Raw genomic sequence first — 12,857 nt, forward strand, 5'->3', positions numbered from 1 at the left:
CTCGATTAACTTTTAATAGCCAATGCAGCTGCTACCTCAACTGACAACTTTGGCATTACGCGAGTTTTACTAATGTTTACTATACTTAATTCCAAGCTCAATCCTGCTTGCTGCTAAACGGTTAAAGGTTTTTTAGTTTTGCAAATGCTTTAATGTTAAATACTGGGGGAAGTTATGAATTTAGTCAGCCGAGTAATAAGCTGTCCACATTGCGGCCATAATCAACATGTCCATATTGATACAAGTTGTGGAGACCAAGAGTATTATGACGATTGCCGAGTGTGCTGCAATCCAATCCATATGCGATTGCAAGTAAACGATTCAAATAGAACCATTCAATTGTTTATTGATTCTGATGATGAGCAGTTTTACTAACAGCTAGAAATGATTAATCTTTATTTAAAAGGCTTAGAATGTGTCATCAATCTAAGCCTTTGTAGGCTATTTTAGCAATGATTTTTTAGCTAAAACTCTTTCTACTGTATCGACTATAACTTGAGTTTGACTATCGATTTCGATATTGATTTTGTCACCCAGTTTGCAGTCACTCAAATTAGTTAATTTGAGCGTTTCTGGGATCAAATGTAACTTGAACTGGTCTTGATCAATCTCTCCTACCGTTAAACTGCATCCATTGACGCCTATAAAACCTTTATAGAAGATATAATCCATCCATTTAGCCGGTACTGTTAATGTTAAATTGTAATGCTCATCGGTATGACTTATGTGGGTAATTGTTGCCATGGTATGAACATGACCTGACAAAATGTGGCCACCTATCTCTTTTCCGAAGGTCAAAGAACGTTCAATATTGATTTTGTCACCCGGTTCAATAAAATTTAAGTTTGTTAGCTGTAAGGTCTCTTCCATTACATCAAAATAAACTCTATTATTCACCAGCTTTGTGACCGTTAAACAAACACCGTTATTTGCCACACTCGCACCAGTTTCTAAACCATGCTGTAGCTCTTCTGGAATATTAACTTCAAATGTTTTTAAACCACTCTGTGCTTTAATTGTAATAACATCACACGTCGCTTGTACGATACCAGTAAACATATTTGTGCTCTTTAGTTGAAGGTTTTTAAATGAATAACACAGGCTTTCAGGCCAAAAAATTAATCCAACTGGCAATGCCAGTATTAATTGCTCAAGTTACCCAAACAATGATGGGATTTATCGATACTGTTATGGCCGGTAGAGTCAGCGCTGTCGATATGGCTGCAGTCGCGATTGGTACCAGCTTATGGTTACCTGCTTTATTGTTTGTGCAAGGGCTACTGTTGGCATTTACACCAGTGTTTGCCCATCATCACGGCGCTAATAATCCAAAAGCAATCCAACCCTTGATGTCGCAAGCATTCTATATTGCCATAATTGGCAGTGTTGGTGTGTTGTTGTTCCTCTCATTTGCTAAAACTATTTTTACCATGATGGCTTTAGAACCTGAATTAGCCGAGTTAAGTGCAGGCTATTTACATGGTTTTATGTGGGGTGTACCTGCATTTATTTTGTACCAAATACTACGGGGCTGCTCTGAAGGCATCTCTTATACATTACCGACGATGGTTATTGGCTTTGTCGGTCTTGCGGTTAATATCCCTGCCAACTATATCTTTATCTATGGTCATTTCGGGGTCCCTGCGATGGGCGGTGCTGGTTGTGGTATTGCAACTGCATTAGTGTTCTGGGCTATGTTATTTGCCATGATGATATACATGCAACTTCACAAGAAATTTGCTGAGATAGCGCCATTTTCGACATTAAATAAGCCAAATTGGAAAACCATTTGGGAAATGATGAAGCATGGCACCCCTATTGCTATGGCTTTATTTTTTGAAGTCAGTCTATTTGCAGTTATAGCTTTATTGCTCGCCCCCCTTGGTGCTAACGTTGTTGCAGGCCATCAAATTGCCCTAAACTTCTCATCTATTGTATTTATGTTGCCATTATCAATCGGTATTGCCGTTTCGATTAGAGTGGGTTATTACCTAGGGCAAGATAAATTAGAAATATCAAAACTGGTGACAAAAATCGGGCTAATCATTGCATTCTCATTAGCAGTGGTAACGGCAATCATTACTGTATCGTTCAAAACTGAAATAGCCCTCCTTTATAATAATAACCCTGAAGTCGTTGCGCTAGCGGGTAGCTTAATGTTCCTTGCAGCTTTATACCAATTATCTGATTCTATCCAAGTTGTGGCTGCTGGCGCTCTTCGCGGTTATAAAGACACTAAGAGTGCCTTTTATATTACTTTAGTGTCTTACTGGGCCATTGGCATGACACTTGGCTATATACTTGCGCGTACAGATATCATTGTACCTGCGATGGGCGCACATGGCTTTTGGATAGGCTTAATCGCGGGCTTAACCAGTGCTGCAGTGTTATTTGCATTACGACTTATTTATATTCAAAAGAATGCTAATTTCAAAGCAGTATTGGAAGATAGAAGTTAATTTTAACTAGTCGTTATAAAATTTGAACGAGATGAGCATGCTGATAATGTTTAAAAAAAACACGCCTACGCTGCTATATGACTCAATTTGCACAGCAAATCGCCACTCGTTCATATTTTTGATTTTTTTGCTTGCATCAAAACGCGTATCCCGTAATATATCGCTCGTCCCAACGATGAAGTCTTTTATCAACGTTGAACGATACAACTGTAGCTCAGCTGGTTAGAGCACCACCTTGACATGGTGGGGGTCGGTGGTTCGAATCCACTCAGTTGTACCATATTTTTTGAAAGACACGTTACAACTGTAGCTCAGTTGGTTAGAGCACTACCTTGACATGGTAGGGGTCGGTGGTTCGAATCCACTCAGTTGTACCATTTCAAATCATAATAATTCAGCCAGCTTATGCTGGTTTTTTTATGTCTGTAATTCCTTCCTTTTAATACTATGCCATTTTCTAGATACCGCATTTTATCTAAAAATCAGCACTTTCTCTTAGAGTTACTCCAATGATGATTGCTAACGTATTTCCAGCACCAAACGTGTAAATAATCACCCTTATAAAAGGTTTAACGTTAATTAAACTCCAGTTAGCTGCTCTAACCCTTCCATTAATCGTAATAGTTCAAGCTGAAATTCAAGAAAACCAATCCCTTGATTTTTCCAACAGCAATAAAAAACCACTCAGTGATTGTTCAAAGAGTGGCTGTTTTGTAGTTTATATAAAGGCTTATAAAGAATTCACAAAAGCTTTTAACTTCATATCTCTATCAATGAGTAACGGATAATCCGTTCGCCCCTCCATTGGCCAACCGTTGCGCCAAGTTTGCTTATCACTCACGCCCCAAAACGTAACACGGCCTATGCTTTCGCTATGTTTTTTATAGATAGCAAACAAGTTTTGATAGCGTGATGCCAATTGCTGCTCTACTTCAATGGGTAAACCTGCAGCGTACGGATTATATTGTTGTTGCAGTGCGACATCTAATGAGACGTCGGCGCCTGCTGCTAAGTTTTCAGGAAATGGTAACACTGAAATATCAAGCTCTGTGACCATGACATCAACGCCTGCTGCAGCAAACGCGACAATTGAATCTTCAACTTCATTGAAGTCAGGATAATCTAGTGAATAATGCGCTTGCATACCTACACCATCAATTTGAATGCCCTTTTGTTTCAGTCGCTTGATTAACGCAATAGCGCCTGCTCTTTTTTCAGGCTTAAACATATTGTAATCGTTGTAATACAGTTTGGCATTAGGCGCTGCTTGTTGTGCATAAATAAAGGCTTGTTCAATGAAGTCATCACCAATAATTTGCTGCCATTTTGATTCACGCAAACTGCCATCTTCATTAAGTGCTTCGTTGACTACATCCCAAGCAAATATTTGATCAGCATAACGACCGGCAACAGTTTTAATATGTGTTTCCATAACCTTTAATAGTTGCTCACGATTTAAAGGGTTTCCTGCATCATCTTCGAACACCCAATCAGGCGTTTGCGAGTGCCAAACAAGAGTATGACCAACCAATTGTTGATTGTTGTTCTTAGCAAAGTTTACTAATGCATCAGCAACGTCAAATTGATATTCATTGGGTAGCGGATTCACTGACTCCCATTTCATCGAATTTTCAGGCGTGAAGGTATTGAAGTGTTTAGCCGCTAACAATAGCTCTGGATCGGTAGGGTTCAATACTTGAGATTTACTGATTGCTGTACCCATTTTAAAGTTTTCAGCAAATTGATTTTTTAAAATAATATCTTGAGTCAATGTTGCTTCAGGTTTTGTTTGCTGAGTGACACCTTGGCCACTATTACAGCCTGATAGCGCTAAAACTACCGTGGCACAACCTGCAATTAACGATTTATTGAATTTATTAATTATTTTCATCACTTTCCATGTCCAGCTATTTGTGAGTAATCTGGCCGAATATTAATGCATCACATCGACCAAACAAGGTTAATAGTTGCCGTTTAAACGAATCTAATTAGTGACTGATAGTCGCTAATCCGAATAAATATTGGCTTTAATTACAGGCTCTCAATTAAGCCTGCAACTTAATAGCCTGCTAATACCAAGGTAAGAAATGTCTAACTGATGAGTAAAGATTTCAGTTGCTCTCGCCATTTTGTAAATCAAGTCCAAAGCACTCATTATGATTATTCCTATACTGCTAGGGTTATAATGAGAAACTATCAAATAGTCCTTTGGACAACAAGCTAATCTAAAATAGACTATTTTGCTGCTTATTAAAACATTTATGTAACATAGATTTTATATTTACTGACGATTTAACTTCAGCATCAAACGAATGATTACAGTCGTTATCACCATTAGCCGTTAAAGCCAGAGCCAAATGGCTATAAAGTTTATCTACCGCTAAGATCGGGAGTTTGAAGTAATAAATAACAACAATGTCTATCTGCGGCGCTCAGCATTCAGCTTGAAATCAAATGTTTAGTTAAACAGTGCCTTGAATGCAGGCTTAGGTTGGTGTTTTCTATCCCATAGCAGCGGATAATTGGTGCGGTTCGGAATTGGATAGTCATTTTTCCACGACATTCCATCATGTAATCCCCAAAAGGTGACTCTGTCGATCTTTTCACGCTTTGCTTTGAATATATCAAAAAGCTCTGTATATCGTTGTGATAATTTTGCTTCAATATCAGCGGGTAAATGATCTGAATATGGATCTAAGTAAGTTTTAAATTCTTGCTCTTGAAACTGCGGGTGCATAAAGCCTTGCCCAATAACTTGACCTTCTTTGGTAAATGGCAACACATCAATATCGAGTTCAGTTATCATCACCTTCAGCCCCAATGCCGCGTATACATCTATTGCGTCTTCGATGAGATGACGTTTAGGAAAGTTGAGCCCCCAATGGGCTTGAATCCCTATTCCATCGATCTTAATGCCCTCACGTTGGAGCATTTTAATCATTTTGACAATGCCATCACGCTTGGCCGGTTTCCAGGCATTAAAATCGTTATAGTAAAGTTCTGTATTGGGTGCATACTTGGCGGCAAAGGTAAAAGCGGCTTTGGCCATTTCGTCACCATTGCCGATGACATTAGTCCACACGGTTTGACGATAGTTGCCATCATCACCGATGACTTCGTTTAGCACATCCCAAGCATCCACTTTGCCACGATACCTTCCTGCTACTAGCTTAATATGTTGCTCCATTCGATCAATTTGCTGTTCAGGGGAGTTTTGTTCACCATTCTTTTGCTTAAAAAACCAATCAGGGGTTTGGTTATGCCACACAAGCGTATGCCCTACGACGAACATATTGTTATTTTTACCAAACTCAATAAATTGGTCAGCTGCTGTAAAATTAAATTGATCAGGAAGTGGATTAACGATTTCTGCCTTCATGGCATTTTCAATGGTGATGGTATTAAATTGTTTGGAAATAATGCCAGCGCTAAGAGGATCCTGTCCTGAGACAATTTCATCATTCACTGCTACCCCAATTTTAAAATCATTTTTAAAGTGTTGTTTTAAAGCTTCATTTTCAATGAGACCGTTCTGTATCTCAGCTTCAGTGGCAACGCCATGGATTGAATACAACATTGAAAAAAATATTGGCATCACAGCTAGTTTTAAAACTGATAACTTTAATATTGCGAGGCTAGATACGCCTAAGCATGTCGTTAACGCTTGTTTCCCTACGCCTACTTTCCTTGTATTTAGTTTCATCCTGTCATCCATTGTATAAATAGTGTTAGCTATCTTATGAGGATTTTAATGTAATAGTCAATTTGACCACTTGGATTTATTTTGTTAATTTATTGATACAAAAAAAGCGGCTAAGCTTTTGAGCATCAATGCATGGTAGATAAACATGACAATATTCAAAGAGACGATTTAGATATGAATACACTAACTAATGGCAATTTAAAGCGTGTTTTTGTTTTTGGGCTGATGCTAGTCTTGGGACCAAACATAAAGGCCGCTGATCAACAAAGCAATTTGATTGCCCCCAAATCACATTCAACCATAATTGCAAACTGCCCTAAGGATATACGTCCTTTTGCAAAAGGCCTATCACCTAAATTGATCACCACTCAACTCAAATTCTTAGAAGGGCCAACTTGGTCTAGGTTGACAGGTAAATTTTATTTTTCAGAAATGGATTTTAATGGTCCTCAAACAAATGGGCCAGAAGCAGCTATTTATTCATGGAATGAGCAAGACGGTGTTGAGTTGTTTATTGAAAATAGCGGTACCAATGGACTGCTAGCTGAGAATAAACAGTTAATCAGCATGAATCATGACACCCGCTCAGTGAATACATTTTCACTAACGACCAAAGAACGAGTGTTAATGGTAAATGACTTTAACAGCGCAAAATTTAATTCTCCCAATGACCTTATCAAGCATCCTTCAGGAGAATTATTCTTTACCGATCCCGACTGGCAATTAAGCGGTAGAACGCAACAAACCCCCTTCACCGGTGTCTATAAAGTTAATGTTAAAAATGAAGTCTCTTTGCTATCAACTAAGTTCATCAAACCTAATGGGATTAGTTTATCACCTGACAAAAAAACTCTATATATAGGTGATTATAGCCATCAAATATTTGCACACCAACTTACAGAAAATAATGAATTAGGGGCATTAAGTTTTAAAATCAACATTGATACACCAGATGGGATCAATGTTGATTGTGCCGGAAACATCTATGCTGCCAGTCATAATGAAGGTAAATTATATGTCTATAACCCACAAGGTGAATTACTTCAAAGCGTTTATATTGCCCCTAAAATTACCAACTTGGCTTTTGGTGGTAAAGATTTAAAAACCATTCTTATCACCACGGGTAATGGCTTATTTACCTTACAATCAACGATTGCAGGTATATCAACAACTCATTCAAATTAATCGACTATTCCTTTACCCGTAGCAGCCCAATATAGTCCGCCATATAGATGGTCTAAAAAAAGCTTATTTTGATAAACTGGTTTGATATGGCCCAATGAAGTATAAAACGATCGACCGCCATCAAAGTTGTGATACCAAGCAATAGGATGAAAATCACCCATGCCGCTGCCCTGCTTGGTGCCCCAATCAGCGTTAGGGTTATAACTGGTTTCATCGACAGTCAAAAGATAATTCAGTCCCGTTGAATTAGCTTCACCAAACTCATACCATTCGTCAGTCCACAGCATCTTTTCAGGCATTGATTCTAGACCAGGAAATTCACTAGACACTTTAGACAGCCAAGCTGTTTGCACTACCGGGTGTATAACGAACGTATGCCCAACGAGTTGTTGATACCAGCCCCAGTCATGTTCAGTATCCGATGCACTATGTATCCCGACAAAACCTTTTCCTGACTGAATGTAGCGTTCAAGGGCTTGCTGCTGCTCATTCGACAAAATATCACCCGTAGTAGATAGAAATACCACGACATCAACCTTGCTGAGGTACTCATCGTTAAAGTAATGACTTTCTTCATGCCAGATCAGATTGAAATAATGTTTATCTGCAAGCTTTTCAAACGCCGTGACGCCTGCTGGAATAGACTTATGATGCCAGCCAGCTGTTTTAGTAAATAATAGTACGTTGAATTGTTTAGCCGCTAAGGTTTCGAAACCTGTCGCGTGGCTGTGTTGATGGTTAAAACCAACAATGGCTATAAATACCACGAGTAAAAATTTATGCATTTGTAATATTATCCTATTTAAATTTGACGAATAAATTTGCCGTCAATCTACCGGTAATGGGATTGTCATTGATATCAAACGCCGGTTTTACCAGGCTTGAATGCAGTAGTTGCCCAGGAAAAATAATTAACCGATTCTGCTGATATGGGATCACTTTATAACATTCAAAATCTGGATGTTCCTCAGTGCAGTAGCCACTATGCTGTAAAGTATTAAGTGTTGTTTGGTACTCTGCTAATCGGGCTTCATTAATAAATTCATAGCCACTACGTCTATGGCGGAAAAAAGCGGTACCGCCATGTTGATGACAAGATAAGTAATGAATACAGGCAATAAGATTAGGATGATAAGTATCAAAGTGTGGAATGGTTTGTATTAATGACAAATCAGCTTCTGCTGTGGTCAACAGTGAGTAATAGTTATCACAAGGGCTTGGCGTAAGGTGTTTAGGCAAATTAAAAATAGAATACAAGGCTTGCATCAGTGGTTTTAAGTAAGCAACCACATCAGCTTTGGACATGGCACTTCTGATCCCCGGGTATTGGGTATGTTTATCCTGTATAAACTGACAAGCAGTAATGATCTGGTCACGAACAACCTCGATGTCCGCGACATAATCATCAATAATAACAATAGGTATTTTACTGTTACCGATATATTCAATACGAGGCTTTATATCAGCATTAATACTAAACATAGCGCCTTAACTGATTGTAGACTTGCAGTAGTTATTTATAAAATCCACATGGTTAGGCAAGCTATTTACCCGTCTAGCGATGCTTTGTTTAATGGTACCTAAAAACTGCGCCAATTCGTCATCAGACATGTTATCGACAATAGGATGATATTGCTCAGGCATCAAGCCTTGGCCTAACATCACTTGTAGCCATGAAGCTTCACCAAACAACTCTTGATCTGTTTTATACACTTGGCCACTTTGTTTGAATAAATCTATTCTTTTTTGTAAGCTTTCAGGGATATCCATTTGCTTACAATAGCGCCAAAACTCACTGTCTTTTCGCTCTGTCACATGATAATGAAGCACAATAAAGTCACGAATATTCTCAATTTCAATTCGCATCTTTTGATTAAAATTGTCAACCACGCCACTTTCCATTGCGGTTGTTGGCAAGTTTTGCATTAATCGAACAATGCTTTGTTGGATCAAATGAATACTGGTTGATTCAAGTGGTTCAATAAATCCGCTGGATAAACCGATAGCGACACAATTCTTATTCCAATGCTTACGTCGAGTACCAGTCCGAAACTTGATAACTCGAGGCTCGTTGATCAGCTCCCCTTCAATATTTTCAAGCAGTAATGATTTAGCGTCATCATCAGACAGATATTGACTACAAAAGACTAAACCATTACCCATTCTATTTTGCAGCGGTATTTGCCATTGCCAACCACAAGGATGCGCAATAGAGCGGGTATAAGGTACCAGTGGTTTCGTTTGCTTCGTTTGCACCGCAATTGCGCTATCGCAAGGTAACCAATGACGCCAATCGTCATAACCGGTATGCAGTGTTTCTTCTATCAGCATGCCTTTAAAACCGGTGCAATCAATAAATAAGTCACCAGCAATCTGTTGACCATCAGCTAATGTTAACGATTCAATAAAACCATTTTGTTCATTTAAATTTACTTTTGAAATCGTTCCTTCAATGCGTTTAGCGCCATACTTTTCAGAAAACTGACGTAGAAAGCGGGCGTAAAGTCCTGCATCGGTATGAAACGCATGATTTCTATCATGATTAGCTAGCACTGCAAATTTACCTACACGACTTGCCACGTGTTCAGGGCAGTAATCGCCTATGTCACTGGCAACCCCTTGCTTAACACCTTTTAACCAAAAATGTTGAAATCCTGCAGCCCAGCAACTTTGGCCTATGTAACCAAATGAATGCATATAGTCTTGATTAACATCACGCCAGTTTTCAAAAGAAATACCTAATTTAAACGTGGCATTCGTCGCAGCCATAAATTCAGCTTCGTTGATTTTTAATAAATCATGAAAAATGTGTAAGGTCGGTATGGTTGCTTCACCGACACCTACGGTAGGAATTAAATCAGATTCAACTAAAGTGACATTAATATTCTTGCCTAATAACTTAGCAAAAGCGGCAGCAGCCATCCAACCAGCAGTACCACCGCCAGCTATAACTACGTTTGTTATTTTTTTATTCATTTCAGTAGCCTGCATGCTTGTTTAAAAGATATATAGCCATGATACGGTATCGAATTAATGATAATAAATAAACAAATTTACTGATAAAGTATTTATCATCAAAATCCCATTAATGGGTCAGTTGACTGTTTTTACGTTCAACCAGTTTTCTCATATGCGCCTGAGAAGCAATAATCATGTAAATGGCTTCAAGATACCCTGATTGATGTAATTTAATCACTTTATCAGCCGCCAAACTGGCTAGCTTATCTTCATTGATAGTATAAAAACCAATTAACTGATGCTGACTGTCATTATTTAACGTCACGTCGATAGTCACCGCTTCAAGTAAATCAAAATGAGTGAGTGCAGCAACAAATAATGCATTCGCATTGAGCCCTTGATGTAACTCCTCAAGTATATTGGCCATATTCTCCAAATATTCACTATTGCCACCAAAAGGTAAAAACAGTTCAACGCCCTGCTCATCATTGACTCTAGGTGAGTCCATATCTAAGGTAATGACTCTTTGTGGCTCAGATACCCCGTTCATTACCGAATGCTGAGTGCCAATGTAAAATGGCAATCTTTGCATTGAAAGCGGGATATAACTGGCATCCCACTTACCTTCATTTAAGAATAAGTTTTCATTATTTTTAAACCCAAACAGGGTGACTGGCGTAAACTCGCCTGTGTCAGCATTTTTTTGAAACATAATCGGGTAATGAGCCTGAACCGTTTTAAATTCAGCGACAAAAGTCGGTGAAAACCACTGGTCATCGCCATACTTAGCTGAACGTTCGGTAATAATTTTTATATTTTTATGTTCAACGTTATTTAATAATGCGTGAGTAGCCATAGATGCGTTCCTTTTGGGTTTTATTAATACCACTATGCTAATTGAGCCTTGTCATGATGATCGTCGGCGCGGTTATGAATGGTTTTTTTTTTATAGTGAGATCTTTGTTTCTGCTTGTTTGAATAATGCTTTGCTGAATACTGTTAAGTAAACTTCGATTACAAATAGCGACTTGTTTTAATTGTTGTTGCTGCTGAGCGACCTTCTGTATTTGCGCCGAGTATTGACTTAAATCGAGTTTGTCACTCAGCTCATGTTGCTTCATGCCGTAATACACGTATTGATAACTGGCAGCAGGAAAAAGCGGATAAGCTTGGGTAATATCGTATTTACTCGGGGCTTGGTGCTGCCAAAGCGCCAATAACTTCAGTAAAGAAGTTGGCGTTGTGGTGTCATCTTTATGTTTACGCCAATACTCACTGTCTTTTCTATTTGATAAAACATAGTGCAGCTTTAAAAAATCAATTATTTGTTGCCAATGGTTGAGCATTCGTTGATTAAAACGCTCTTCAATAAGAGGCAATACTTGCACATGATGCGGAAACTGCTCAGCAATAAACATCGCTGATTGTTCGACTAAGGCTAAAGCTGACGCTTCTAGCGGCTCTATAAAGCCAGCTGACATGCCGATAGCAACACAGTTGTTATGCCAAAATTTGCTTAAATGGCCAGGATTGAAGCTAAGGTGTTTAACGCTTACGCTGTCGACTTCACCACCAATGTATTGCGTTAACGCAATCTTGGTTTCTTCATCTGATATAAACTCACTGGAATACACATAGCCAACCCCACGGCGAGATTGCAATCCAATATCCCAAATCCAACCAGCAGCCTGCGCTGTGGCAAGGGTACTTGAATTAATGGGATGGTTTTTCGATGAATAAGGCACCTGAGCCGCAACGGCACGGTCGTTAAACAAGATAGATTTTTTACAAATAAACGGAATTTTATAATGCTGTTTTATCAATAAGCCCTGTTGACCACTGCAATCGATAAATAAGTCACCATTAACAAGCGGCGACGTTAAAGAATCCGTCTGTAAACAGGTAATAAAGTCTGTTGCATCCGCATTAAGTCCTATGACGTTAGCGCTGATATGTTTGATGTTAAGTGTATCAATACAATGATTTTTTAATAATAATGCAAATTTACCCGCATCAAGATGATAACCATAATTACCGATATAGTCGTAATCTGCTGTATGGGTTAATTTAGGGGCTAAATTAAGCTGGCAAAGACTTGATTGATAACAGAATAATTGAGCGAAACTGGCTGCACCATCGTAATGATAAGCAGAGTGGTTAGTGACTGCATTGTCGGTTATCTGTTGAAAATCAGCCGCTACAGGTTGTGTGAATGGATGGTAGTAATAACTATGACTCGTCGTTGGATTGTTCCAATTAACAAACTTCGACGCTTGCTTAAAACTGGCATCGCAATGAGTTAAAAAATCTGACTCGCGAATCCCGATATGTTTCAGCGTTTCACGCATTGAAGGCCAAGTCCCCTCACCCACGCCTATCGTGGGAATATCAGCGGATTCAACTAGGGTGATATTAAACGCTAGTGACTTTTTTTTGAACTGTGCAGCAAGGATCCCTGCCGTTAACCAGCCTGCTGTACCACCGCCAACAATAACAACTTCTGTGATTTTATTATTCATTGCTCACCACAAACACAAGTAAATAAGGGTGAT

General features: G+C 38.8%; 11 protein-coding genes and 2 tRNA genes. 5 read left to right on the forward strand and 8 right to left on the reverse strand.

What is annotated here, in order from left to right:
• Window positions 1-174 precede the first annotated feature (174 nt).
• Window positions 175-375, forward strand: coding sequence for a CPXCG motif-containing cysteine-rich protein (locus BCU57_RS07010; RefSeq protein WP_102435425.1), 201 nt, complete (start codon window positions 175-177; stop codon window positions 373-375).
• Between the two features lie 66 nt (window positions 376-441).
• On the opposite strand, the gene BCU57_RS07015 is transcribed toward BCU57_RS07010, so the two are convergent.
• Window positions 442-1,059 carry a riboflavin synthase subunit alpha gene (locus tag BCU57_RS07015; RefSeq protein WP_102435427.1) on the reverse strand — a complete coding sequence of 206 codons (618 nt, stop codon included), beginning with the start codon at window positions 1,057-1,059 and terminating at the stop codon, window positions 442-444.
• 29 nt (window positions 1,060-1,088) lie between these two features.
• On the opposite strand from BCU57_RS07015, the gene BCU57_RS07020 reads away from it, so the two are divergent.
• The 3 genes from BCU57_RS07020 (at window position 1,089) to BCU57_RS07030 (ending at window position 2,836) form a co-directional block, all read left to right on the forward strand.
• Complete coding sequence (locus BCU57_RS07020; RefSeq protein ID WP_102435429.1) at window positions 1,089-2,459, forward strand: MATE family efflux transporter; 1,371 nt, start codon at window positions 1,089-1,091, stop codon at window positions 2,457-2,459.
• A 203-nt stretch (window positions 2,460-2,662) separates the two neighbouring features.
• Window positions 2,663-2,739, forward strand: a tRNA-Val gene (locus BCU57_RS07025).
• A 20-nt stretch (window positions 2,740-2,759) separates the two neighbouring features.
• Window positions 2,760-2,836, forward strand: a tRNA-Val gene (locus tag BCU57_RS07030).
• Window positions 2,837-3,189: 353 nt separating this feature from the next.
• Here the strand turns inward: BCU57_RS07030 and BCU57_RS07035 are convergent.
• Entirely contained in the window at window positions 3,190-4,350 is a 1,161-nt protein-coding gene (locus BCU57_RS07035) for an endo-1,4-beta-xylanase (RefSeq protein WP_102435431.1), read from the reverse strand.
• Window positions 4,351-4,917: 567 nt separating this feature from the next.
• On the reverse strand, window positions 4,918-6,162 hold the full coding sequence (locus BCU57_RS07040; RefSeq protein ID WP_241903424.1) for an endo-1,4-beta-xylanase: 1,245 nt from the start codon (window positions 6,160-6,162) through the stop codon (window positions 4,918-4,920).
• Window positions 6,163-6,294: 132 nt separating this feature from the next.
• On the opposite strand from BCU57_RS07040, the gene BCU57_RS07045 reads away from it, so the two are divergent.
• Window positions 6,295-7,347 (forward strand): SMP-30/gluconolactonase/LRE family protein, encoded by a 1,053-nt coding sequence (locus BCU57_RS07045; RefSeq protein WP_102435433.1) that lies wholly within the window; start codon window positions 6,295-6,297, stop codon window positions 7,345-7,347.
• Here the strand turns inward: BCU57_RS07045 and BCU57_RS07050 are convergent.
• From BCU57_RS07050 to BCU57_RS07070, 5 genes are all read right to left on the reverse strand, one after another.
• A complete protein-coding gene (locus BCU57_RS07050) occupies window positions 7,344-8,132 on the reverse strand; it encodes a ThuA domain-containing protein (protein ID WP_102435435.1) in 789 nt (262 codons plus the stop codon). The two genes, BCU57_RS07045 and BCU57_RS07050, sit on opposite strands and share 4 nt — an antisense overlap.
• Before the next feature lie 13 nt (window positions 8,133-8,145).
• Entirely contained in the window at window positions 8,146-8,829 is a 684-nt protein-coding gene (locus BCU57_RS07055; RefSeq protein WP_102435437.1) for a DUF6445 family protein, read from the reverse strand.
• A 6-nt stretch (window positions 8,830-8,835) separates the two neighbouring features.
• Complete coding sequence (locus tag BCU57_RS07060; RefSeq protein ID WP_102435439.1) at window positions 8,836-10,323, reverse strand: tryptophan halogenase family protein; 1,488 nt, start codon at window positions 10,321-10,323, stop codon at window positions 8,836-8,838.
• Window positions 10,324-10,432: 109 nt separating this feature from the next.
• Window positions 10,433-11,161: a SapC family protein gene (locus BCU57_RS07065; RefSeq protein ID WP_102435441.1), complete on the reverse strand. Its 729-nt coding sequence runs from the start codon at window positions 11,159-11,161 to the stop codon at window positions 10,433-10,435.
• A 37-nt stretch (window positions 11,162-11,198) separates the two neighbouring features.
• Complete coding sequence (locus BCU57_RS07070; RefSeq protein ID WP_102435443.1) at window positions 11,199-12,824, reverse strand: tryptophan halogenase family protein; 1,626 nt, start codon at window positions 12,822-12,824, stop codon at window positions 11,199-11,201.
• Window positions 12,825-12,857 lie beyond the last annotated feature (33 nt).

The sequence above is a fragment of the Shewanella sp. 10N.286.48.B5 genome (assembly GCF_002874355.2).
GTDB lineage: Bacteria > Pseudomonadota > Gammaproteobacteria > Enterobacterales > Shewanellaceae > Shewanella.